The 24409-nt window shown below is 64.6% G+C and carries 19 protein-coding genes and 3 pseudogenes; 10 read left to right on the forward strand and 12 right to left on the reverse strand.

Annotation, left to right across the window (positions count from 1 at the left end; translation table 11 throughout):
- Positions 1-9: 9 nt before the first annotated feature.
- Positions 10-414, forward strand: a complete 405-nt coding sequence (locus tag ACZ60G_RS37800) for a DUF3237 domain-containing protein (RefSeq protein ID WP_465816749.1) — start codon at positions 10-12, stop codon at positions 412-414.
- A gap of 229 nt (positions 415-643) precedes the next feature.
- Here ACZ60G_RS37800 and ACZ60G_RS37805 read toward each other — a convergent pair whose 3' ends face one another.
- Positions 644-1672, reverse strand: a complete 1029-nt coding sequence (locus ACZ60G_RS37805) for an AraC family transcriptional regulator (protein ID WP_465816585.1) — start codon at positions 1670-1672, stop codon at positions 644-646.
- Between the two features lie 109 nt (positions 1673-1781).
- Here ACZ60G_RS37805 and ACZ60G_RS37810 point away from each other — a divergent pair.
- Both ACZ60G_RS37810 and ACZ60G_RS37815 read left to right on the forward strand, forming a co-directional pair.
- A pseudogene (locus ACZ60G_RS37810) lies at positions 1782-2300 on the forward strand (flavin-containing monooxygenase); the annotation flags it as partial.
- A gap of 285 nt (positions 2301-2585) precedes the next feature.
- Positions 2586-3479, forward strand: a complete 894-nt coding sequence (locus ACZ60G_RS37815) for a TIGR03620 family F420-dependent LLM class oxidoreductase (RefSeq protein WP_465816587.1) — start codon at positions 2586-2588, stop codon at positions 3477-3479.
- Here ACZ60G_RS37815 and ACZ60G_RS37820 read toward each other — a convergent pair.
- On the reverse strand, positions 3469-3711 hold the full coding sequence (locus ACZ60G_RS37820; protein WP_465816589.1) for a hypothetical protein: 243 nt from the start codon (positions 3709-3711) through the stop codon (positions 3469-3471). The two genes, ACZ60G_RS37815 and ACZ60G_RS37820, sit on opposite strands and share 11 nt — an antisense overlap.
- A gap of 269 nt (positions 3712-3980) precedes the next feature.
- Between ACZ60G_RS37820 and ACZ60G_RS37825 the strand changes: the two genes are divergently transcribed.
- Positions 3981-4391, forward strand: a complete 411-nt coding sequence (locus tag ACZ60G_RS37825; protein ID WP_465816591.1) for an alpha/beta fold hydrolase — start codon at positions 3981-3983, stop codon at positions 4389-4391.
- Here the strand turns inward: ACZ60G_RS37825 and ACZ60G_RS37830 are convergent.
- On the reverse strand, positions 4388-5245 hold the full coding sequence (locus ACZ60G_RS37830; RefSeq protein WP_465816592.1) for an oxidoreductase: 858 nt from the start codon (positions 5243-5245) through the stop codon (positions 4388-4390). The two genes, ACZ60G_RS37825 and ACZ60G_RS37830, sit on opposite strands and share 4 nt — an antisense overlap.
- A 170-nt stretch (positions 5246-5415) precedes the next feature.
- Between ACZ60G_RS37830 and ACZ60G_RS37835 the strand changes: the two genes are divergently transcribed.
- Entirely contained in the window at positions 5416-5700 is a 285-nt protein-coding gene (locus tag ACZ60G_RS37835) for an oxidoreductase C-terminal domain-containing protein (protein ID WP_465816594.1), read from the forward strand.
- Between the two features lie 173 nt (positions 5701-5873).
- On the opposite strand, the gene ACZ60G_RS37840 is transcribed toward ACZ60G_RS37835, so the two are convergent.
- Positions 5874-7055, reverse strand: a complete 1182-nt coding sequence (locus tag ACZ60G_RS37840) for a PucR family transcriptional regulator (RefSeq protein ID WP_465816596.1) — start codon at positions 7053-7055, stop codon at positions 5874-5876.
- A gap of 110 nt (positions 7056-7165) precedes the next feature.
- On the opposite strand from ACZ60G_RS37840, the gene ACZ60G_RS37845 reads away from it, so the two are divergent.
- Entirely contained in the window at positions 7166-8893 is a 1728-nt protein-coding gene (locus ACZ60G_RS37845; RefSeq protein WP_465816598.1) for an aldehyde dehydrogenase family protein, read from the forward strand.
- A 16-nt stretch (positions 8894-8909) separates the two neighbouring features.
- Positions 8910-10484 carry a GMC family oxidoreductase gene (locus ACZ60G_RS37850; RefSeq protein WP_465816600.1) on the forward strand — a complete coding sequence of 525 codons (1575 nt, stop codon included), beginning with the start codon at positions 8910-8912 and terminating at the stop codon, positions 10482-10484.
- A 25-nt stretch (positions 10485-10509) separates the two neighbouring features.
- Here the strand turns inward: ACZ60G_RS37850 and ACZ60G_RS37855 are convergent, their stop codons facing one another.
- Positions 10510-11757 carry a PucR family transcriptional regulator gene (locus tag ACZ60G_RS37855; protein WP_465816602.1) on the reverse strand — a complete coding sequence of 416 codons (1248 nt, stop codon included), beginning with the start codon at positions 11755-11757 and terminating at the stop codon, positions 10510-10512.
- Between the two features lie 139 nt (positions 11758-11896).
- On the opposite strand from ACZ60G_RS37855, the gene ACZ60G_RS37860 reads away from it, so the two are divergent.
- The 3 genes and pseudogenes from ACZ60G_RS37860 to ACZ60G_RS37870 form a co-directional block, all read left to right on the forward strand.
- A complete protein-coding gene (locus ACZ60G_RS37860; protein ID WP_465816604.1) occupies positions 11897-13426 on the forward strand; it encodes a flavin-containing monooxygenase in 1530 nt (509 codons plus the stop codon).
- 6 nt (positions 13427-13432) lie between these two features.
- The gene (locus tag ACZ60G_RS37865) at positions 13433-14374 is read left to right on the forward strand and encodes an alpha/beta hydrolase (RefSeq protein ID WP_465816606.1); all 942 of its coding nucleotides are present in this window, start codon (positions 13433-13435) and stop codon (positions 14372-14374) included.
- A gap of 238 nt (positions 14375-14612) precedes the next feature.
- Positions 14613-15071: pseudogene (locus ACZ60G_RS37870) on the forward strand (SDR family oxidoreductase); the annotation flags it as partial.
- A gap of 101 nt (positions 15072-15172) precedes the next feature.
- Here ACZ60G_RS37870 and ACZ60G_RS37875 read toward each other — a convergent pair.
- The 7 genes and pseudogenes from ACZ60G_RS37875 to ACZ60G_RS37905 all read right to left on the reverse strand — a co-directional run bounded on the left by ACZ60G_RS37875 (position 15173) and on the right by ACZ60G_RS37905 (position 23998).
- A pseudogene (locus ACZ60G_RS37875) lies at positions 15173-15492 on the reverse strand (winged helix-turn-helix transcriptional regulator).
- A gap of 17 nt (positions 15493-15509) precedes the next feature.
- Positions 15510-16556, reverse strand: a complete 1047-nt coding sequence (locus tag ACZ60G_RS37880; RefSeq protein WP_465816608.1) for an adenylate/guanylate cyclase domain-containing protein — start codon at positions 16554-16556, stop codon at positions 15510-15512.
- A 122-nt stretch (positions 16557-16678) separates the two neighbouring features.
- Complete coding sequence (locus ACZ60G_RS37885) at positions 16679-20134, reverse strand: protein kinase domain-containing protein (protein WP_465816610.1); 3456 nt, start codon at positions 20132-20134, stop codon at positions 16679-16681.
- 211 nt (positions 20135-20345) lie between these two features.
- The gene (locus ACZ60G_RS37890) at positions 20346-21347 is read right to left on the reverse strand and encodes an NADP-dependent oxidoreductase (RefSeq protein WP_465816612.1); all 1002 of its coding nucleotides are present in this window, start codon (positions 21345-21347) and stop codon (positions 20346-20348) included.
- A gap of 104 nt (positions 21348-21451) precedes the next feature.
- Positions 21452-21784, reverse strand: coding sequence for a helix-turn-helix domain-containing protein (locus tag ACZ60G_RS37895; protein ID WP_465816613.1), 333 nt, complete (start codon positions 21782-21784; stop codon positions 21452-21454).
- A 223-nt stretch (positions 21785-22007) separates the two neighbouring features.
- Positions 22008-22436: a tautomerase family protein gene (locus tag ACZ60G_RS37900; RefSeq protein ID WP_465816615.1), complete on the reverse strand. Its 429-nt coding sequence runs from the start codon at positions 22434-22436 to the stop codon at positions 22008-22010.
- A gap of 50 nt (positions 22437-22486) precedes the next feature.
- Positions 22487-23998, reverse strand: coding sequence for a long-chain-fatty-acid--CoA ligase (locus tag ACZ60G_RS37905; RefSeq protein ID WP_465816617.1), 1512 nt, complete (start codon positions 23996-23998; stop codon positions 22487-22489).
- Positions 23999-24409: the final 411 nt, after the last annotated feature.

A 24409-nucleotide genomic window follows, 5' to 3' on the forward strand; every position in this document is an offset into this window, starting at 1 on the left:
AAACCGCCGGTGGCGATCGGGCCCGGTCCGCACGGAATGAGGATGTATTTCGAAACCATCGACGGCGATTTGGTCGGCGAGCGCGTGTCAGGAAAAGTGCTGAGCGGAGGTGGGGACTGGTTCCTGCTCGGTCATGACGGATGGGGTCGGCTGGACGCTCGCGCCCAGTTCGAGACGTCCGACGGTGCAGTCATTTACGCGTCGTACACCGGGCTCGTCGAGATGAACGATGTCGTTCAGAATGCGATGGGAAACGGCGGGGGCACCAAGTACGAGGACCACTACATGCGCGCCGCGGTTCAGCTGGAGACCGGCGACCCGCGATACGCCTGGGTCAACCACAGCCTGTTCATCTATCGGGGCCGGTTCGCCCCCGACTTAGGCGTATCCGCACGCATCTACCGCGTGACCTGAGTCGCGGCCATGTCCAGAGGTGAGCAGGTGTCGTCCTTGGATCGCGAAGGGTGCGGCAGCGCTCTCGTGGTCACTCTGAACCGCGTAGAACGACGCAACGCCATCGACGACGACCTGCGCAACGCCCGTCTCGCGGTCCTGCGTGCGGAACCGGAGCGGGCGAACCGCGTACTGACTGGTCGCCGATCGTGCCACGATCGGCAAGATCGTCTTGTACAGCGGCGAGGAGCTAGCCTAAGCGCGCCGCCATACCCGAGGACGGCGCGGTGGCCAGTCGGCGTGCCGCCAATTGCCTTGGTGACTCGCCGTACCAGCGCCGGCAGGCCCGGGCATAGCTGCTCTGCTCGGAATAGCCGAGCATCGTCGCGATCTGAGAGGCCTGCATGCCGGTTGCGGAGAGCTGCCACGCCAGCGAGCGCCGCACGTCGTCGAGGATCTTCTCGAAGGATGTGCTCGACTCGGCGAGTCTGCGCTGAACTACACGCGGATGCAGGGACATCTCCCGCGCAACCACAACCAGGCTGGCTTGGTTGAGCCCTATCAGGCGCTCGGTCATCTCCCGGACGTGATCGGCGAACTCACGGTCGGGTCTGACGTGAGCGAGGTAGTTTTCGGCCAACGTCAGCGCAGCGGCGTCGCGTCCGCGGATCGGGCGGGAGAGTACCTGGCTGGGCAGATGGATGGAGTTCAGCTCGGACCCGAACTCGACGGGGCACCCGAACAGGCCGCGGTACTTCTCGACGGGTGCAATCTGGTTGTGCCGCATGGTGACTCGAAGCGGGACGAAGTCCTCGCCGAGCATGAGCCGCAACGCGGCCATCGCGGTGCCCAGGCTCTTCTCCACCATCAGATCCCGATTCGCCAGCTGTCGCACATGGATGGCAAAGGTGAAAACCGCCGCGCTCGGCCCGCGCCGCAGTTCGGTCACATCGGAAGGGGCGCAGTTGTACAGGTACCGCGTGACCCCATCGATCGCGTCGGCGACGGTTTCCGAGTGCCGGATGATGACCGAGACCGGGCCCAAGATCTCGGTCCCCTGTCTTTGCGCCAATCGCATGCCGAAGTCGGGGCAGTCCAGCTCCTGAGCCGCCGCACCCATTACCGCACAGACTGCGTGGTAGCTGAGGAACCGCTGGTAATCGCCGGCCGCCTCCGGATCGACACCGTGCGCGAGCATCAACGCCCGGCCATCGCCGCCCAGGCTCGACACCAGGTCGGTGAATTTGAACAGCGCCGAACCCCTGATCAGACTTGTCATCGTGACGTGAATTGTCAAGTATTCGTCGCATCAAGTCAAGTTATCCCGAGGTCGACCTGTCAGGATCGTGGAACCGCAGCCACGTGGTTGCAGACGGGAGCGAAGTGACATGAGCGGAATCGAGGCGCCGACAACGAAACTCGAGCATGTCGACGTGCTGGTCGTCGGCGCCGGACTCTCCGGCATCGGTCTTGGCTACTACCTGGCCACCAAGCAACCTGGCCGGACGTTCGCGATCGCCGACGCCGAGATTCTCGACTACCTTCACGAGACGATCGACGAGAACGACCTTGCCCGACACATCCATCTGGGACACAAGGTGCTTCGCGCGGATTTCTCGCGGGCACGAGCCCGCTGGACCGTCACGCTCGAGCGTAACGGCGAGCAGTTCGACGTCACCTGCGCCGTGTTGGTGTCGGGTGCCGGTTATCACGACTACGACCAGGGCTACACCCCGCACTTCGAGGGACGAGAAGAGTTCCGCGGGCAGATCGTGCACCCGCAGCTATGGCCGGAGAACCTCGACTACGCCGGCAAGAAGGTCGTCGTCATCGGCAGTGGGGCCACTGCCGTGACATTGCTGCCGGCGATGGCTGACACCGCTGGCCACGTCACCATGCTCCAACGCTGGGTTAGTCGATCCATGCACATGTATCCGCAGCAGGGCTCGCACGGCCCCTGGAAGGATGACCAGAACTATGCGACCGACCGCTTCCGGCTCGCCAAGGCACCGATTGAGGATCCCGCGCTGAGGTTCACCGACGCCGTAGCGACCGCGACGTCACCCGCGGGAACAGCCGCATGAGCAGACGGGCGTCGTTCGCCGGGGGCAGGCAACGGCTCCCGCGACGGAAGATCACCACCATGGACGGTTTGGCAAAAGCAGCCAACGGATCTCGAGAGGAGATGCTCGATGGGCAGTATTGACGGTCTCAATCTCGGAACGTTCGGACTGTGGAGCTTTGACTTCGAGTTCCAGCCGGCCGCGCAGATCCGGTCATCGGTTCAGCAGCTCGAGGCTCAGGGCTGGCGAGCGTTCTGGATTCCGGAACTATTCGGGCGCGAGGCGCTAACGCACGCAGGGTACTTACTCTCGTGCACCGAACAGATGACCGTGATCAACGGCATCGCACAGATCTGGTCCCGCGATGCGCGCTGGACCTACGGCGGCAGCCTGCTGCTCGCGGACGCGTACCCAAACCGCCATGTGCTCGGGCTCGGCGTCAGCGGTGCCCAGCCTTCTGGGACCAAGCCGCTGGCGGCGATGACCAAGTACCTCGACGAGCTCGACGCACTGGCAACACCGAACCCCGCACCGCAGACACCGATGCACCGCATCCTTGCCGCATACGGGCCCAAGATGCTCGAGCTGGCTCGCGACCGCTCGTCTGGCGCCCACACGTACAAGGTCAACGTGGCACACACCCAGCACGCAAGGGAGATCCTTGGGCCGGACGCATTTCTCGCTGTCGAGCACGCCGTGGTCTTCGAGTCGGACCCCGACAAGGCTCGTGAGATCGCGCGCGCGCACCTGCATCTCTATCTGAACACCACCTACAACGTCGCAAAGTTCCGCCGCCTCGGGTACTCCGAGGACGACATCGCGAACGGTGGCAGCGATCGCCTCGTCGACGACCTCGTCTATTGGGGCGACCTCGACACGATCGTCACCAAGCTCCAGTGTCATGTCGATGCGGGCGCCGACCACGTCGGCGTACAGGTCATCGGCATCAATCCGGGCGAATCCGCGATGCCGTACTGGCGGATGCTCGGCCAAGCGCTACTTCCGCAGGGCGTCAGCGCCTGACACGCCCGAATCGGCTCCGGCGGTCGCGCATTCGCTCAGCTGGCTCACTGGGTTGGGAAACGTACGCCGCTGCATCGGCGACGAATGCGAGTGTGCGCGCGGCGAACTCGTCGGCGCATTCGATCTGCGGCGCATGGCCGATTCCGGTGAACATATGTGGGGTCAGCATCGCGGTGGGCGAGCCCGGCCACGGCTCAACGGTTTCCGCCGTACCCACATCGAGGCCCGCCACGCGCGCAGGGTGGCGTCATTGGTCGCGCCGTCGGCGCCGACACGCTTGACCTCCAAGTCGCTTTGACTCCGTTGCCGGCGTCGCGAAGACTTCGAAAATGAACGGGTCTGATGACGGACCAGGATCAAGTGGCCGACCGCTCGCGCACCACGTCAGAGTTCTCCGCGCCGGCTGTCTTGCGGCTTACCAGCCTGTTGATGTAGTTGAGCAAGCGCGTGCACGATGCCTCGGACTTCTGGCATGTCTTCGCCTTCCTCTAGGAGAACCGAATGTTCAGCGGATTCGCCACCCACGAAGTCGATGTCGCCGGCGTGCGCATCCATGCACGTGTCGGTGGCGAGGGGCGGCCAGTGCTTCTGTTGCACGGTTACCCCCAGACCCATTTCATGTGGGGCCCTGTTGCAGAGGGACTGGCCCAGTCGCACACCGTCGTGGCTGCAGATCTACGCGGGTACGGCGACTCAGGTAAGCCGGCATCGAAAACCGATCATTCGTCTTACGGCAAACGGGCGATCGCCGCCGATCAGGCCGAGCTGATGAAAGCCTTGGGACACTCGCGCTTCGCGGTTGTCGGCCACGACCGCGGTGCCCAGGTCGCGCATCGACGGTTCAGAGATCAGATCATCATCGCCGACGTCGAGCCGTCGCAAGGAGCTGCGCTGAAGTTCTTCCGTGCCTAGCGAGCAACACTTGTCGTGGTGGCACTCGCAGCGGCGGGGGCCTTGTTCAGCTTGGCGGCGCCGCGAATCGCTTTGTCCAAGAAGCTTGCAGGGGCATACCGAACAACGCGCGTCATCAGGCGCGCGAACCGACCAGCTGGGTATCGCTGCTTGGGCGCATTCGCCGAGGCCGCTTTGACGATCACCGCCGCGACGCTAGCGGGCGCGTCTGCGCCGGCGATGCTGTCGATCATCTGTTGGCGAGCCTGCGCCCGACGAGCCGCATACGCGGGGATTGGCGTATCACCCATCCACAGGGTCGAGTCGATCGCAGTATTGGTGTAACCGGGTTCGACCAGTGTGACCCGGATGCCGAACTCCCGCACTTCGTGATCGAGTCCTTGGGAATAGCTCTCGAGAGCATACTTCGACGACGAGTAGAAGACGCTGTACGGCGTGGGCACGAAGCCGACAATCGAACTCACGTTGACGATGCGTCCGCTGCCCTGTGCGCGCATGTGTGGCAGGGTGGCATTCGTCATGCGGACGACGCCAAAGAAGTTGGTATCGAACAATTCTTGGGCCTGCGCAGCTGAACTCTCTTCAGCGCCACCGACCAAGAGGGCGCCGGCGTTGTTGACTAGCACATCGATCCGGCCTGCACGATCGATGACCGTCTGAACCGCCTTCTCTACCGACTCCCCGTCGGTGACGTCGAGCTGTACGTACTCCACACCTGCTGTCGGCTGGACCCGCCCGATGTTGCGGCTGGTACCGAATACCTTGTAGCCCCGGGCAGCGAAAGCCACGGCCGCAGCCGATCCAATCCCGGAGGAGGCTCCGGTGACGAGCACTGCTGGTTGTCTCTGAACCATAATTTACTCCCACTGGTATACCGATCGTTTTACCTATCGAATGAGGCTACACTTTGAGCGGATAAATGTAAACCGTTCGGTATGCCGCTAGTCGTGGCCGCCGTGCATGAACGTGGTGAACGACGCGCGATCGAGGCCGGACACGCGTAAGGAGTTCGAGTCCAACGTCTTTGAGTAGATCTAGCGGGCTTCCGCATCAGAGGGAAGGCCCCAACACGTGCACCATTTCATGCCACGCCAGCACATGGACTTCGCTGACGCGCCGGGTACGAAACGGTCCCCACTTCTGGTCCGATTGGTACGACTCGAGGATCCAGTTCGTCGGATCCCCGGATTGCGAGGAAGTCCACGTCGTCGACGGCGACCCTGCGGTCGACGGCCGGTGGGTCGCGCTGTATCGCCGCGGGCGGCGCCTGATCGGAGCCCTCACACTGAACCGCCGACCGAGATCATGAAATACCGCGGGCTCATCCTGAAACAGTCGAACTGGGATGACGCTCTCGCGTTCGCCACGGCGCGTCGGGACGCGGCGCACCGAAGAACCCTCGCCGAGGCGCAGCGATAGTCGCTGCTCGCGCCTACCCCGATTGGCGTCCGAATACGCTGCCTTACAAGGATGTTGAGCAATCTACAGCGGGCGCAGCAGCCGGGTCGTCAGCAGCGCGATGTAGAGCTCGGCCGCCTGTGCCGGGTGATCGCAGTCGCGGCCGGTGAGGTCGCGAATCTTGCGCAGCCGGTAGAGCACGGTGTTGCGGTGGTAGTGCATCTGCTGCGCGGCGGCCACGGTCGAACCTTTGCACTCGAACCACACTTCGAGGGTGTGCAGCAAGGCCGTTCGCTCCGCCTCCGGCAGCTGCATGAGCGGGCCGAGGATTTGTGCGGCCGCACTGCGCGCCGCATCGGGTAACCGCACCACCAGTAGTGCGACCGGCTCCGATTCGTAGCGAGTCATCGCAACCGCGCCGCTCGGTGTGCACTTGAGTGCGAGCCGGGCTTCATCGCGTGCGGCGGCAATGCCTTGTGGACCACTGAAGATGCGACTGACACCCGCACGAGCTTCGACCGCCGCGCCGAGCAAGTCGATGGCACTGTCGATTTCGGCGGACGTGGGTGCGCAGATCAGACCAGTCCGGGTATCGGCGTAGAAATCCCAGATCGAAACAATGCCGCGGTCCTTCAGCTTGGCGATCGCGGCCGCCATCGTGTTCTGATCCGAACCAGCCTCGGCGGCAAGTACTACGAACACCCCGGTCTCCGGTAGGCCGAGAGTCCGCGCCGCGTCCAGAACCACAGCGGGATTCTCCGCATGGTCGTCGAACAACGTCCGGATCACCCGGGCCCGCGACTCGATATCGGCCAGGGCAAGCAGAGTTTCGGTCTCGCGGTACGCCTCGGCCGCGGCATCGGAGTACCGGTCGACGATGGCCCACAATTCGCCAGGAATCTTCAGCAGCTCACCGTGGGCGACGCCACCGGCACGGACCATCAACTCTTCCCAGATCAGCCGACCACCGAGCCGGTACGCGTGCAGCATCGCCGCTATCGGCAACCCCTGTTCGGCCTTCATTCTGCCCGCCGCACGCGCAGATTCGAGCCGGACCGGATCGCGGCCCGCGAGGTAGCCGAGCATTGCGCTCAAGTTGTCCAGGCAGGCTCCGCGCAGTTGCTCACGGGTCAGCAGTTGGGAGTCCAGGTACGCACGCTCGGATGCCACGATCCGGTCGGCGAGCTCGTCGGCCATCGCGTCCACCGAGTCCAGCAACTGCCGCGCGAGTTCGGTGGCAGCGATCGAGTGCAACGGTTTGGCCACCACGGCAGCCTATCAGCGGGAGTGTGGGCCACACCACACCGTAATTGTGCGACCGCACAAAGTCGATGACCTACTCCCGCGACCGCCGCCCATGGTGTGCGACGGCACTGATGCGGACAATTCCGACTATGACCATCAACGACTCGCCGACGGACCTGCGGGGCGCCGTCGACGCCGCACTGTCGGACCTCGCCGAGGGCGAAAAGGCCTGGGCCGCAACCCCCTTGGCCGCACGAGCCGAGCTGCTCGGGCGCGTCCGCGAACGCACCGCGCAATATGCCCGAGAGTGGGTCGATGCGGCGGTCAGCTATAAGCGGCTGGATCCAGGCACGGCGCTGGTCGGCGAGGAATGGATTTCCGGCCCCTATGCGATGGCGGCCGGCGCCGGAGCACTGGAGCAGAGCCTGCGCGCACTCGCCGCCGGGCGCAGCCCACTCGAGAAGGCGCAGTTCGGCACCGCCGGTGGACGCACCACGGTCCGCGTGCTGCCCACGTCGGTCTTCGACACTTTGCTGCTGAGCGGATTCAGCGCCGAGGTGTGGCTGCAGCCGGGAATCGGCCGGGCCGAAGCGATCCGAGCCGCGGGACTGGCACAGCTCGACCCGATTCACACCAACGGCATCGGCGTGGTGCTCGGCGCGGGCAATATCACCTCGATCGCCCCGTTGGACGTGCTGTACGAACTGATCGCGCACAACCGCGTCGTCGCTTTGAAGCTGAATCCGATCACGGACCCGATGCTGGAGCCGCTGACCGATGTCCTGGAGCCGTTCATTGCGATCGGGGCCGTCCGGATCCTCACCGGCGCAGCCGATGTCGGCGAATATCTGGTGCAGCATCCAGACGTCGCACACGTGCATATGACCGGCAGCGCCGCGACACACGACGCGATCGTCTGGGGGCACGGCGAGGACGCCGCGACGCGCAAGGCCGCCGGTCGGCCTCGACTCGACAAGCCGATCACCAGCGAACTCGGCGGCGTCTCCCCGACCATCGTGCTACCGGGCCGGTGGAGCAAGGCCGATCTGCGGTTCCAGGCCGACCACATTGTCACCCAGCGCCTGCACAACGGCGGGTACAACTGTGTCGCGGCACAGGCCGTCGTGATTTCCGCCGACTGGGATCAGAAGGACGATTTCCTTCGTGAGCTGAGCGCCGCGTACGACGCCGCACCGAGTCGGGCCGCGTATTACCCGGGCAGCGACGATCGGGTCGCAGCAGCCGAGTCGACCTATCCGAGCGCCGAGCACTTCGGCGGCCGAGTCCTGGTTTCGGGCCTGCGCGGCGACCGAAGCGAGACACTGCTGCAGACCGAATACTTCGCACCGGTCCTCGGGGTTGTCAACTTGTCCGGCCTCGGACCCGATTTCGCCCGTGCGGCAGCGGCTGTGGCGAACGATGAGTTCGTCGGCACGCTCGGGGTGAATGTCATCGCGCACCCGGCGACCATCCGCGCGATGGGCGCGGCATTCGACGACCTGATCGAGCAGCTGCACTATGGCACGATCGCGATCAATGCGTGGACCGGCGCCGGGTTCCTCACCGCCGCGGCCACCTGGGGCGCATACCCAGGCCACACGATCGAAGATGTGCAAAGCGGAATCGGTGTGGTGCACAACGCATTCCTGATCGACCGGCCCGAGCGGACGGTTGTGCGCGGCCCATTCCGTCCCGCGCCACGCTCGGTGCTGCACGGCGAGTGGTCGCTCACGCCGAAGCCACCGTGGTTTGTGAACAACACGACCGCGGCGACGACCGGACGGCGACTCGCCGCGTTCGCCGGAGCACCCGGATGGGGAAAATTGCCCGCAATCTTCGCCTCCGCGTTGCGCGGCTGACCGAGCAGGAGCACACGTGGATACCAACGCCGATTACGTCGTCATCGGTACCGGATCGGCGGGCGCGGTCGTCGCCAACCGACTCAGTACCGACCCCGGGACCAGCGTCATCGTGCTGGAGGCCGGCCCGCAGGACAAAGACAAATTCGTCCATATCCCCGCCGCATTCGCCAAGCTGTTCCGCAGCGCCGTGGATTGGGATTACCGCACCGAACCGCAGCCTTCCCTCGGCGGACGTGAAATCTATTGGCCCAGAGGAAAAACGCTGGGCGGCTCCTCGTCGCTCAACGCGATGATGTGGGTGCGCGGATTCGCCGCGGACTACGACGACTGGGCCGAACGAGCTGGAAGCGACTGGTCCTACGCCGAGGTCGTGCGGTACTTCCGCAAGATCGAAGCACTCGAGGGCGCACGCGAACCCGACGAGGGCGTCGACGGTCCGCTGCATGTGTCGCGGCAGCGCAGCCCGCGCGCGTCCACCGCGGCCTGGCTGGCGGCCGCGGCGGAGTCCGGGCACACCGTGGAGCGCCCGAATCTGCCAGAGCCGAAAGGCTTCTCCGAAACCGTCGTGACGCAGAAGGGCGGCGCACGCTGGAGCACGGCCGACGCCTACCTTCGGCCCGCACTCGGCAGGAACAACCTGACCCTGCGCACCGAAGCCGTAGCGACACGCATCATCTTCGATGGAACGCGCGCTGTGGCAGTCGAATTCGAGTCCGGCGGCAAGCGCGAGGTTGTGCATGCCCGCCGCGAAGTGGTGCTGTGCGGTGGCGCGATCAACAGTCCACAACTACTGATGCTCTCCGGCATCGGCGATCGCGAACACCTCGCCGAGCACGGTATCGCCACCGTCCACCACGCACCGGAGGTCGGCGAGAACCTGATGGACCATCTGGTCGCGATGCTCGGCTTCGACGTCGAAGGCGACAGCTTGTTCGCCGCGGAAAAGCCGCTGGAACTCATCAATTACCTTGCCAGACACCGCGGAATGCTCACCTCCAATGTCGGTGAGGCCTACGGATTCGTGCGTAGCCGACCGGACCTGGACCTGCCCGACCTCGAGCTGATCTTCGGACCCGCACCATTCTTCGATGAGGGAATCGGAGAACCGTACGGCCACGCGGTGGTAATGGGATCTATCCTGCTCAAACCGGAGAGCAGAGGCCGCATCTCGTTGCGCTCGGCCGACCCACTGGCGAAGCCGATCATCGATCCCCGCTACCTGTCCGACAGCGGCGGCGTCGACCGCGCGGCAATCCTGGCAGGTCTACGCATGTGCGCGCAGATCGCCGAAGCACCCGCGTTGAAAAAACTGCTCGGCAAGGTCGCTCGTCCCGTGGGCGCGCCGGACACCGGTGCTGACACACTCGAAAAGGCCCTCACCACCTGTTCGCACACCCTGTATCACCCGGTGGGCACCTGCCGGATGGGCAGCGACGAAACCAGCGTCGTCACACCGGCTTTGCTGGTTCGAGGCGTTGAAGGGCTGCGGATCGCGGACGCATCGGTGATGCCGAGCATCATCCGCGGACACACCCACGCCCCGAGCGTGCTGATCGGTGAGAAGGCAGCCGACCTGATCCGCGGCTGATCAGGAGAGCCCTATCCACGCCACCTCAGGTCCGAGGATTGTCCGCGTTGGTCGGCTGATGCCCCAGCCAGTGTGCGATCTCCAGGGCGACTCCGATCTCGAGACCGTTGGTATCGAGTGAGACCGGCAGCATCTCCGCCGCGCGCTGAATGCGGTTGAGGACAGTATTGCGATGCGCGAAAAGTGTTCGTGCGGCCCGGGACGCGCTGAATTGCTCACGGATATAGATCCGCAATGTCTCACGGAGCTCGGCATCCGCCGTCGCCACCGTCCCCAACGTCCGGGCGACGAACTCGTTGGCGCGCTGCTCGTTGTAGGTTGCGAGCGTCACGAGCTGGACGTCGGCGGAGCTGGCGAAACGCAAGTCCGGCAATCGTTGCATCAATCGTTGCGTCTCGACCGCATCCAGGTGGCTGCGTCGAAAGCCCTCCACCCCCGTGTCGGCCGGTCCCATGGCGATGCGCACGCCTTCGATATGCGACGTCGCCGCCGCGAGGGTTTGCGCATCGACGGCCGTCGCATTGGCCAACCAGGTCCACACCGAGGTGGAGCTGGCGATGACCTCCAACGTCTGCTGCGCCTGGGTGGCCGCCCCCAGCGCCTCCGCTGCGCGCTGCAAGCCGCGCCGATCAGGTGCCCCGGGGTCGGTCCACAACACAGCCGCGGTGTGGCGGCGCTCGAATCGATAGCCGAGGCGGTCGCTGGCGCGATCATTGGCCAACGGCGCCCCTTCGAGGACGAGACTCACCAGTTCGAAACGCTGTGCGTGAGTGTCCCGGGTGAGTTCGGCGCGTTCGGATTCAAGTTGAGCGGCCAGCGCGGCGAGCGTGACATCGACGAAGCCGGCCAGGGAGCGAGCGGCCACGTCGAGGGCTTCCTGAAGTACGACGGGATCGGATGAGGCGGTGAATGCCAGCCGCATCCAATGCCTCCAGAGCGCATTGTGTCCCGCGTGATATGCCGTGACCAGAATCTGTTCGACCCCTCGACGGAATGCGTCACGGGCTATGCCGACCACTTCCGCGCTCAGGTTTGCCGTGACCGGTTCCCGCGGAGCACTCAGCAAGGAGGCGGCCCAGTGCAGCAGGTTGGCGCGAGAACTGGCCGTGACCTCGGCGACCAGCGACGGTTCGGTGCGAAAGGGTTCGATCGCCGCCGCGAAGACAGCATCGTGCAGGTCGGCCATGACGTCGGCGGGTTCGGCGAGCAGCATTTCGCAGACGCTTTGGACGACGCCGTCGGCGCCCGGCAACGGGGTTCCAGCTCGAGTCACCGGTCGAATATAACTCCGAGACGATAGGCAGAACGCCCATTTTGCATTCATTTCTTAGGCAGAACGCTCTTGAGATGCAGGTCACTCCATCTGACACTTGTAACGCACGACACAGTGACAACGGCGAGAGGACCAGGCCATGGCGACGAAGCGCAAGGTCGACCACGAGACTCGGGATGAGATGACCGGATACGTCGACGTCCTGATCGTGGGCGCGGGGATCTCGGGAATCGGCGCGGGCAGCCATCTGAAGAGCAAGCTGCCGGACAAGACGTTCCTGATCGTGGATGCCCGTGAGAACATCGGTGGCACCTGGGATCTGTTCCGCTACCCCGGGATTCGCGCCGACACGGACGCGCAGACGTTCTCCTACGAGTTCAAGCCGTGGAAGCACGACAACGCGATCGCCGACGGCGCGGAGATACTGAGCTACCTCCATGAGACGGTGGCCGAGTACACCCTGTCGTCCCATCTGCGACTCGGCTGGAAAGTCGCCTCGGCCGACTGGTCCTCTGAACGGGGACTGTGGACAGTCCAACTGTCCAAAGTCGGCACCGGCCGGAGCGCGACGGTGGAATGCCGGTGGCTGTTCGGAGCGACCGGGTACTACGACTACGACCGGGGTTACCGGCCGCACTTCGATGACGAAGAGCGCTTCACCGGTGAGATCGTCCATCCCCAGCATTGGCCGCAGGATCTGGACTACCGCGGTCGGAAGGTGGTGGTCATCGGCAGCGGCGCCACCGCGATCACACTGGTCCCCGCCATGGCGGAGACCGCCGCTCACGTCACCCTACTGCAGCGCTCACCCACCTACATTCTCCCGATCCCGAGCCGGGACCCGGTCACCGACGGACTGCGCAGGCTGCTGCCCGAGCGCATGGCATACCGGATGAGCAGGACCATCAACAGAACTCGGCTCGCCGTCATCTACGCGGTAAGTCGCCGCTATCCCCGGTTTACCCGTCGGCTCGTCCGCTGGGTAAACAAGAAGGCGTTGCCGAAAGGCTATCCGGTCGATCAGCACTTCAAGCCCAGCTACGACCCGTGGCACGAGCGCATGTGCTTCGCCCGCGACGGCGACTTGTTCACGGCGATCAGCACCGGCAAGGCTTCCGTGGTCACCGACCGGATCGCCCGGTTCACCGAGCGCGGAATCGAACTCGCCACCGGGAACAGTCTCGACGCCGACATCGTCGTGACCGCCACCGGCCTGCGGATGATTCCGCTGCGCGCGATGACTCTCAGCCTCGACGGCGTGCCGGTCGACGTCGCCGACACCGTGGTCTACAAGGGCATGATGCTCTCGGGAGTACCGAACTTCGCATTCGCCTTCGGTTACACCAATGCGGCGTGGACCTTGAAGGTCGACCTCGTCTGCGAGCATCTGTGCCGCCTCATCGCACACCTGGACAGCCACGGCGAGCACATCGCGGTCCCGGTCGCCAACGACCCCACGCTTCGACTCACACCTATGGTGGACTTCCACGCCGGTTACGTTCGACGAGCGGCCGACACCCTTCCGCGGCAAGGCTCACATGGCCCTTGGTCGATGGAGATGAGCTACCGGGCGGACCGTGACCGGCTCGTCCAGGGCCCCGTGACGGATCCGGGATTGCGGATCTCCCGTATCCCGGCCGATTCCGATGTCGCGGTGCGGGTGGGCTGAACGATAGTGAGCAGGCAGGAGATCACCTTCCCCAGCGCCGGAACGACGTGTGCGGCATGGCATCTGCGCACGGCCGATGACACATTTCTGGAGAAAACCGGACGACCGTGCGTCGTGATGGCCCACGGCTTCAGCGGCACCCGCGACACCGGTCTACTCGGGTTCGCGGAAGGCTTCGCGGCGGCAGGCCTCGACGTGGTGCTCTTCGACTACCGCGGCTTCGGGGCCTCGGCGGGAAATCCGCGCCAGCTCGTGTCCTATCGACGCCAACGCGCCGACTACCGTGCGGCGGTTCGCGCCGCACGCAGTATCGAGGGTGTTGATCCAGGTCGGATCATCCTGTGGGGAACGTCGTACTCCGGTGGACATGTCGTGAAGGTCGCGGCCGACGACCCTGATATCGCAGCGATCGTGGCGATGACACCAGCTGTCGACGGGCCGGCCACAGTGGCACATCTCGCCCGAAACGGTGGGCCGGCACCCATATTTCGGCTCGCTGCCAATGGAGTTCGCGATGTGTTGGCCGCCGCCACCGGACGGCCGCCGCGGCTGGTGCCTGCCATCGGACCATCCGGCTCGGGCGCGGTGCTGGCCAAAGACGGTGCACAAGAGGCGATGGCCAGTGTCGCCGGGCCGAGTTGGCGCAACGAGGTCTGTGCCCGGGTGGCACTCGAGCTCGCGCTGAATCGACCAGGCGGGTCCGTGGGCCGCGTGCGGGCTCCTCTGCTGGTGCAGGTGGGCGAGAACGACACGGTGGTCCCCGTTTCGGCAGCGCTGAAGGCGGCGGCGCGGGCGGGTGGCGGCGCCGAAGTTCGCCGCTACCCGGTGGATCACTTCGACGTGTACGACGGCGCATGGCAAGTGCGCCTGCTCGCCGACCAGGTCGACTTCATCACGCGCGAGCTACGGCGCGCTCATGATGCGGTGATGGCAGTCGACCCCGGCTGACGCTGTCGGCACCCGCGTTTGGTGCTGTGGGCACGAATAAGGCTGAGTTCTTCGGGCGGGCGAAACGTTTACCAACCCGCACCCACGCCCTAGAGTTGCGGTCCTCACAGGTGGGGTCTTGTCCGATGAGGGACTGAATCACAATGCGCGGCAACGCTGTTCCGTCGCGGCCCGCCTGTGGTCGATTTCCCCGGCTTCGACGATGAAGTCGTCACCAGTCGATGACAGGAATAGCCCTATGCTCCTGAACAGGACCCGTGACCTCACAGATCAGGTGGTCGTCATCACCGGCTCGACGGGAGGCTTCGGAACAGCCCTCGCGCATGAATTGGTCACTCGCGGAGCACGAGTCGCACTCATCGCGCGCCGACCAGAAGCGGCGAAGGCCCAGGCCGCTGGTCTTTCCGGCCTGGAATCGGCGCGCGGCTGGTGCGCCGACATCACCGATCTCGGTCGGCTCGACGACGTAATGGGCGGTATCGCAGATCATTTCGGTCGTGTCGACGTCGTCGTCGCCAATGCCGGGCTCGATCTGGCCGGTTCCCGCTGCTTCGGTCAGCGGGCTCGCACGGGATCCGCGTGCGCGCGACGCCTGTCGACGCGGTCGCGGATTCTCCCGACTCCCTCGACCGCGGTCGGCACGAGGATCGGAAACAAGATGAAAAGAAACAATGGCAGCATTATCTGCAAAAATTCGAGCATGGCTGTCATGTCCGGCATGGCGAGGTGGAAGCCACTACGGTATCGCCGAAGAATGTGCGCGCAATATGAAATTCGAACAGCCTGTTGTGCGCCGCGCTACCCGTTGTCCAGCCAACGGTCTTCCCACTCACGCATCGCGATGAGAACCGAGAAGAAGTCGCGTCCTTTATCGGTGAGGACGTACTCCCTACGTGGCGGGTTTCCTGGTACAGCCGTTTGGTCATCACGCCCCGCTCCACGAGTCGGGCGAGTCGAGTCGACAGTACGTTTCGTGCGATGCCGAGGGATTTCTGGAATTCGTCGAAGCGACGGGTGCCCATGATCGCGTCGCGCATGATCAACGGTGTCCATGAATCTCCGAACAGCTCCACTGTGCGAGCAACCGAGCATGCCGAGTCCGAGAATGTCGACTTCACGAATACAAAATATCCGCTCAGTCTCGCGATGGCTCTGTGATGAGATACTGATCATTCCGGAAGTTCGTCCGATGCAGTCGCCAGGAATGCAAACGGTCATAGCCACGCACGGTGACCGGGGGTCGTTGTTCGAGTCGATAGCCATCGTGCTCGCGCAGTGCGTGTGCCATGTTCTCGTCGATCAGGGCCTCGCCGGGCGTGCCGACCGAGGTCAGCCTGCTCGCAATGTTCACCGTTGCGCCGAAGACATCGCCGAGTCGATCCACAACCGGACCCGAGGCGACCCCGATGCGCAGTGGCGGCTCGGAATCCGGCCATGCCGCAAGCAGATCGAGTGCGATGTCCGCGGCGGTCGTCGGCCGGTCGGCGGTGAACAGTGCCGCGTCACCGATCATTTTCACGATACGACCGCTGTTCTCGCCGACGGCATTCGTGGTCGCGGACTCGAACGCGTCGAGCAAACGACGCATCTCGTATTCGCCCGCGCCGCGAGTCAGGGCCGTATACCCCGAAATATCCGCGAATCCGACCGCCGTGCCGACCGGACGCGAGCTGTCCTCCTGCGCGACCGCGATCCGCCGAGCGATATACGCTGCGACCTGCCTGCGCCACATGTAGGCGTGGGTTTGTTCGAGCAAAGGCAATATCTGCTCGGAGAATGTCAGCAACGCCGAAGCCGAGGTGGATGTGGTCACCTCGTCGAGGAAGTTGTCGACGGCCAACTGGGCCTCCCAGGTTGCCAACGGGGAGACCGACTGCGTAATCGCGCGAGTTATCGCGATGATCGCCGCATCGTCGACACCGGCGATATCACGCCATTTCCCGGCCCGACGCAACGCCTCGACGTCATCGTCGGTGAATGCCCGTTCCTCGTCCGGCGGCGTCGCGAATCCCATTGCCCGCCATATACGCTCGGCACGTTCACGGTCGATACCGGAACGGCTCAGCACCTCGTCGGCGGTGTACTGCCGCGGACCGCCCAGGATCATTGCATCGACCGTATCGCCGATCTTCTGCAAATTGTCGCGGATGTCTCCGGGCAATGGCGGCCTATTCGTGGTCATCGGTTTCGCAACTTCCAATGGTGGGCTCTCCAGTGTGACTGATGGGCGACACCATTATGTGCCGGTAGCCGAACAGTGATCATAATCGTCGAACTGTTTCACCGATGCCGAGAATCAGGTGCTCAGTCGTCGGATCGACGGCTGCGGTTCGGTAGCGCCGGTTCGAATTGGGCTAGCACCTGCAGCAGGAACGAGCGCGGTAGCCCGGCCACCGACGGTGCACCGGCGAGTGTTTCCAGGACCGGCTGCAGATGGCGGCCGCTGTCGGCGACGAGGCGCGCCAGTCCCAGGCTCGCGCAATGCGACAGTGCCGGGGTCAGTAGTTCGGCGGCCCGCACTGTCTGCCCGGTTGCCGACAGGCAGCATCCGCGCAGGAGTTCAGCCAAGAGTAGGGCCCTCGGTCGTGTTTGGCGGCTGATCTCGCGCACGAGGTGTTCGGCTCTATCGCATGCCTGCTGTGCCGCAGCGGGTGACGATTCGGCGAGCAGTAGCCGGATCGCGGAATCGTGTTCGAGTTCGGTTGCTATGGCCAAGGTTGCGGTTGGCTGCGCGGTATAGGGCGCGAGATTGTCGAGGGTCTGTCGTTCGCTGTCGGTGATGGGCAGGCCGAGCCGGACACGTTCGTTCACGATCCGTGCCGCCAGACGTGGCAGCGACAGGTCCGTGGCGATCTTCGCCCCCGCCGCCAGACGTTGCTGGGCGCGGTCGAAATCACCGCGCACGGCGGCAAGGCGCGCACCGGTCCCGTACGTGGCCATCAAGAACTCCACTGCCCCTCCCTCCGGGCCGAGCCCGATATTCAGGAGTTCCTCCGCCTCGATGAATTGTCCTTTCTCATACAGCAATTCGCCGAGCAAGGCGCTGGCCAGCCGGGTGGCGTGTGACTGCTTACCGGTCCGCAACGCCAGCTGCAAGGCCATCCGGTAACAGGACTCCGCCGCGGCGATATCGAGTTGTTCGGCGGCGGCCATACCGGCGATGCAATCGCAGTACATCACCCCGAAAGGCCCCGAAGCGCGGTCTCTATACGGCGCCATCCAACGATGCCAGTGCTGGACCTGTTCGAAATCGAATCGATAGAGCGCGGACGCGGCCGCGGCGGCCGCCGCCGTGATGGAAAGGAATGGCCGAGCCGAAGTCTGCACGCGCGCCAACACCGGCGCTGGTACCTCGGCGGGCCGATCGGTCACCAGATCATTGCAGACCCTGGCCAGAGACGCCTCGAGCCGGATCTCGTCGGCCTGTTCATCATCGACCGTGCCTGCAGCCAGCGCGGTGTCGGCGCGATCGAGTGCGGCGATGGCGGGCGAGCGTCGCTGCAGGGCGATATTCGCCCAGGCTATCCGTACTTGCAGGACCGGGTTCAGCGCTGTCAGTGAACCGGGCAGCTTCGCGACCAAGCCGAGGAAGGTCGCCATCCGCGACCCCTCGAGCAGTTGCTCGGCGCGCTCTTGCACCAGCCGCATGGCCCGGTCCGGGGCATCGGCGGCGAGGGCGTGGTCGACCGCCTCGGTCGGCATGTCGTGGTCGGCGAACCACGATGATGCCCTCATGTGCAATTGCTCGAGCAGTCCGGGGTGTTGTTGGACGAGTCGGCGGCGCAGGAATTCTGCGAACAGTCCGTGGTAGCGGAACCACTCCAGATCGTCATCGATGTTGCGCAGGAACAGATCACGCTGGCGGACGTCCTCGAGCAATTCCTGGCCCGGTTTCCGCTCGGTCAGCACTTCGGCGAGCTCACCGCAGATGCGTTCGGTGACCGAGGTGCGCATCAAGAACTCGAGTATGTCCGGTTCGAGCGAGTCGACGACATTTTCCAGCAGATATTCGCCGATCGCGTAGTGACGTCCGGATATCTGGCTGATGTAGGTGCCCGGGTCCGCCTTCCCGCGCAGCGATAACGACGCCAGTTGCAGCGCCGCGACCCAGCCCTCGGTCGAGTGGCGCAGCCTCTCCATATCGGTGGCCACCAGCGACAGTCCGTTCATCCCGCTGAGGAACGCCGTCGTCTCGGCGCTGTCGAATCGCAGTGCGGCCTCGTCGATTTCGAGCAGTTCATCGCTGACGCGCAGCCGACTCAGCGGCAACCCTTTGCGGTTGCGACTGGTCACGATCAACCGCAGATGATGGCAGCCGCGCTCGAGCAGGAATTCCATGGCAGCGATCGAGGATCGGCTGGTCACCCGATGCCAGTCGTCGATCACCAGCGCGACGGTTTCACCGCTGTCGTGGATCTGATCGATCAACGTCGTCATCACATGGCGTCCGGCATCGGTGGAACGCTGCTCGAGCAGTTCCGTCAGTCCCGTCGCGAGCTCAGGACGGCTGGCCCGGATCGCGTGCACGATATGAGCCAGCAACCACACCACATTGTTGTCATCGGCATCCACGCTCAACCAGGCGACGCGGACACCTTCGGCCTCGAGCACGTCACCCCACTGCGCGGCCAGGGTGCTCTTTCCGAAACCCGCTGGCCCGTGAATCAAGACCAGCCGTCGCGCCCGCGCCTCACGCAAGACAGCCAGCAACCGGGGCCGCTCGACCGGCCGACGTAGCGTGCTCGGCGGCCGATACCGGGTCGCCGGAGTAGGCAATGGAACGTCGGGCACCGACGTTTCGGCCACCGGCACCGACCGGGCCTCTGCGGCTCGCTCGATCCCGCTCTCCGTCCCGGTGCCAGGCGGCAGCGCCATCGTGTCGACCCGGACACCACTGGAGAACTGCACGTTCCGCAACAACTCACCGAATTCGCGTGCGCCGCCGGGCCGCTCGGCCGGATCGGCATCCAGTGCCGACTCGATCACCGTGCACAGCATCGCGGGCACGCCGGCTTTGCGCAGATCCGGAATCGGCTCCGAGCTGATCCGCAGAAACTGAGTGACCAGCGATTCACCAGTCCGGCGTTCGAACGCGGCATGGCCGGTCAACAGGCAGAACAAGCTCGCGCCGAGACCATACACATCCGAGGTCGCCGAAGGGTCCTCACCTTTGAGGACCTCGGGTGCGGTGAACGCTGGTGTCCCCGCCACCAGACCGGCCGCGGTTTCGAAGCCGCCACCGATCCGGGCGATACCGAAATCCGCGAGCTGGGGTTCACCGTAATCGCTGAGCAGGATGTTGGCGGGATTCACATCGCGGTGCAGGACCCCGAACGCATGGGCCGCGGCCAGGGCACCGGACAGTTTCACCCCAATCGACAACACCTCCTGCCACGGTACCGGTCCCCGCTCGCGCACCCGACTCATCAGCGACCCCTGCGCATGCAGCGGCATCACGATGAAGGGCTGCCCGGTCGCGGTGACGTCTGCTCGCAGGACCTGGACGATGTGCGGGTGTCCGGAAAACCGGCCCAGCGCCTGCTGCTCGCGCAGGAAGCGGGCGCGCTCGTCGCCGGAAACCTCCGACGTCAACACCTTCACCGCTACCTGACGATCGAGCGAACCCTCCACGCACCGGTACACGACACCGAAACCACCCCGGCCGATCTCCTGCGCATCATCGAACCCGGCCGCAGCCAATTCCGCCGCGATACCAAACCGCAGGTCGCGTTGCGTCCCCTCCAGGTCGTCGTGCGACACCGACTGCTCATCCACACCAACGGACGCGCCAAACCCCCACCGCGACACACCACTGTCCAGTCGACCCGCCCCAAAAGACCCCGCCGCAGCCACTCATCCGCGCCACCTCTCGATCTGGGAAAAGCGCCCCGACAATTCGAGGATAGTCTTCCGACGAGCGAGAACCGGCGATTCCGAACAGGCGGCGGAGCGGGGCCCTATTCGTGCGGACTCAGATCGCGAGCACGAGCTTTCCGGTGTTCGCACCCGCGAACAGCATGTTCAAGGTTTCACCGAACCGGGCGACACCACCCTCGACAACGTGCTCTCGCGCCTTGATCTTGCCGTCGGCCAACCATTGCGAGATCTTCGCGACGGCCTCGCCGTAGCGATCGCGGTAGTCGAACACCACGAATCCGGTCATCGAGGCCCGGAAGATCAGCAGCGACATATAGCGCGCGGGGCCGGGAGCCGGTTTGTCGTCGTTGTACGACGAAATCGCACCGCAGATGACCACCCTCGCACCCCGCGCCAGGTTCGCCAGCGCGGCATCGAGAATATCGCCGCCAACATTGTCGAAGAACACGTCGATGCCGTCCGGCGCCAGCTCGCGCAGCCGGTGCAGCACATCCTCGCCGCGATAATCGATCGCGGCGTCGAAGCCGAGTTCCTCGGTCAGCACGCGGCACTTCTCCGCACCGCCCGCAATCCCGATGACCCGCGCGCCGAAGGCTTTCGCGATCTGACCGGCGACCCCACCCACGCCTCCGGCCGCGGCCGAGATCACGACGGTCTCACCGGCCCGTAGTTTGCCGACCTCGAGCAGACCGAAATAGGCAGTCATACCGGGCATTCCGAGGGCGCCGAGCCAGGTCGCCCCCGGTGCGATACCGAGATCGATCCGCTGTACGCCGTTGCCGTCGCTGATCGCGTATTCGGTCACGCCGAAGGTGCCACTGACGGTGTCACCGACCGCGAAGTCGGGATGCGCCGACTCGACGACGGTGGCGATGTCCAGCGAGCGCATGACCTCATCGATGCCGACCGGCGGTAGGTACGACCGGACATCGTTCAGCCACCCGCGCATCGCCGGGTCGATGGATATCAGATCAACCTTCACCAGGATCTGCCCGGCGGAGATGGCGGGAAGTTCCTCGGTCGCCACACGCCAGGTGTCCGCATCGGGCAACCCGGATGGCCGCTTCGCGAGCAGTACCTGCTGGGTCTTCGTCATTGGTTCTCCTTACTGTTGTCATGCCGCGCCGAGCGCCGGGCGGCGAAGATGGTCGTAAGCCGGAATGCTGTCGGCCCAGGGCTGATGGGCCAAAGCGGTCGTTGTCAGTCGAGCTCGGTGAGCACCGTACTGCCGAGCCATTGGCAGGCCCGCAGAGCGACCTCGATATCCAGTCGATGTGGCTCGACCGGGCGACACAGTTCGTCTTCGGCTCGGCGTATCCGATAGAGCACCGAGTTGCGGTGCAGGGCGAGTTGCTGTGCGGTGGCGGTATAACTGCCCCCGGTCCGCAGAAACACGCGCAACGTTTCGCGAAGACGGGCGTGTGATTCATCATCGAGCGCGAGTCGACCGAGGGTATCGGCCACCCATGCCTTTGTCGCGGGAAGATCATCACAGAGCAGGGCAACGGCACCGATCTCACCGAATGTAGCCACGGTCGGTGCGCTATCCGTCGCGGCGAGCATGGCCTTGTGCGCCTGGCTCGCCTGGTGATGGCTGCGTCGGAATCCCTCGATGCCGTTACCGGGCTCCCCCGTGGTAGAGCTCGCAAATCAGGGCGGCGCGGTCGTGGCTCAGCGCCGCGCCGACCTCTGCCACACAGGCGGCGACCTGTGTGGCGAGGTCAGTCGATCCCGGGTACCCCAAATGCGCAATCAGCTATTGGGTCGACAGCACATCGCCGAGTTCCTGCCTGTGCTGTTCGATCCACGCGGCTTCCTCGCCGGGAGCGGGCATGATCAGCCCCGCCTCCATGATGGACGTGGGATCCATCTCGTTGAGTCCGAGCAGCAGACTTCGGGCGTCCTGGCCGGTAATGGCGGTCCATGCCGCCGACAGCCGGGTGAGCAGTTCGGCCCGCGATGCGCGATCCCGACCAGCCCGGATATTTCCGCTGATCACCGATACCGAGTTGGGCTTACCGGCGGTGAAAAACGCCGACGGCTCGTATTCGACGAATACAACGTTGACGAATCCACGGGGCGCGCCGGTGACCGAGGTGTGAATGGCGGTGATTGCTTCGGCCAGGTCGGCACGGTGGTTCGCAGTCAGCGACCCCGTGGGAACCAGAACTTGATACAGCGGCATGTGCTTTCCTTTCGAATTGATCAGCGGCAGTGCGTAATTCCGCGAGGCGGTCAGCGAATGGTCGATCCGCTGTGGTCGGCGTGCAGAGTGATCTCGCGCTTGAGGATCTTTCCGGTCGGCCCCTTCGGCAAGGCGTCGACGATGTGGACGTGGCGTGGGTATTTGTAGGCGGCGACGCGTTCCTTGACGAAGTCGCGCAGTTCGTCGGCACCGATCGATGCGCCGGGCTTGAGGGCGACAGCGGCACCGACCTCCTCACCGAGCTCGGCGTGCGCGACACCGACGACCGCGGCCTCGACGACATCGGGGTGCTCGTAGAGCACCTCCTCGACCTCGCGGGGGTAGACGTTGTAGCCGCCGCGAATGATCATGTCCTTCTTGCGGTCGACGATGAAGTAGTTGCCGTTCGCATCGATCCGGCCCAGATCGCCAGTGTGAAACCAGCCATCGGTGATCGCTTCGGCGGTCTCCTCGGGCTTGTTCCAATAGCCCTTCATGATGTTGTCACCGCGAATGACGATCTCACCGACCGTGCCGTCGGCCACCACGCTGCCTTCGTCGTCGACCACCCGCAGTTCCACACCACGGACCGGGGTACCGATCGAGCCGGGTACGCGGGGTCGATCGGGGTGATTGAAGCAGGCGGCGGGCGAGGTCTCCGATAGCCCGTACCCTTCGAGCACCACGCATCCGAACTGCTTCTCGAATGCATGCAGCACCTCCACTGGCAGCGCGGAGCCACCGCTGACGCAGATCCGCAGCGTGCCGAGGTCGATGTCGGTGGCACCTGGATGGTTCAGCAGCGCCGAGTACATCGTCGGCACCCCCTCGAAGATCGTCACCTGGTCCCGGACCAACAGCTCCAATGCCTTGGCGGGGTCGAAGCGCGGCAGTAGTGTCAGCGTCGCGCCGACCCGCACGGCGGCGTTCAGAGCGCATGTCTGCCCGAACACATGGAACAGTGGTAGCCCGCCGAAGATCACGTCCTCGGCGCTGAGCTCGAGCAGGGTCTGTGTACAGACGTCGACGTTGCTGCCGAGGTTGGCGTGGGTCAGCTCGGCGCCCTTCGGCAAGCCGGTGGTGCCGGAGGTGTACAGGATTACCGCGGTGTCATCGGGGCGGCGATCGATCACCTCCTCTCGCGGCTCGATCGCCATCATTTGGTCGAGGAATTCGGCAGGAACAACCGGTATCGCGGTACTGCCCACCTGCGTGGCACCCGCGGCGGCTTCGACGGCGAAATCCGGCCAGACGAATATCAGCTTGGCGCCGGAATCGCGCAGGTAGTAGGCGACTTCACGTTCCTTGAGCAAGGGGTTCATCGGCACCACGACCGCGCCCACCCGCAGGATGGCGTAGTAGAGAGCGGCGAAATGCGGGACATTCGGGAGCATGATCGCGACCCGATCACCCGGTGCCACAGCGTATTCGGCGAGCAGACCGGCGACGCGTCGACTGAGCGCGTCCAATTGCGCGTAGGAAACGACTGTCTCGTCGAGCCGAATCGCCACATGGTGGGGACGGTTGCGGGCAGAGATCACAAGATTTTCGGCGAGATTCATTTCAGTTGCTTTCGTCGGGTGCCGAAGGTCCGGCTTCGGTACGTCGGCACGTCGCCCCCGGGGGCAAAGTGAACTCCAAGAGATTGTAGAACTTCGTTTAAAACTTTGTTATAGACAATAGCCGATCGTCGGACATTACAAGCTCGATCGCGACTCGCCGATCAACCTGACCTGCTGATATCCCGGCGCCGCCGGCACGGCCCACAAACAATCGCTCGCACGGCAGGCGTGGCAGCAAGCTATCGACGGTGTAGCTGATCAATTCGATTGTGCACCAAGGCTTTCTCCTCCAATCGTGGACAAAATTGCGCACCGCCGCCCCGTGTTACCGCATAGTCGAAGACCAAGCCGGACAGCCAGATCCGCAGGTGCACATCACCTTCGGGTGCGAACCATTTTTGGCGGACATGG

The organism is Nocardia sp. NPDC102475 (genome assembly GCF_055584605.1).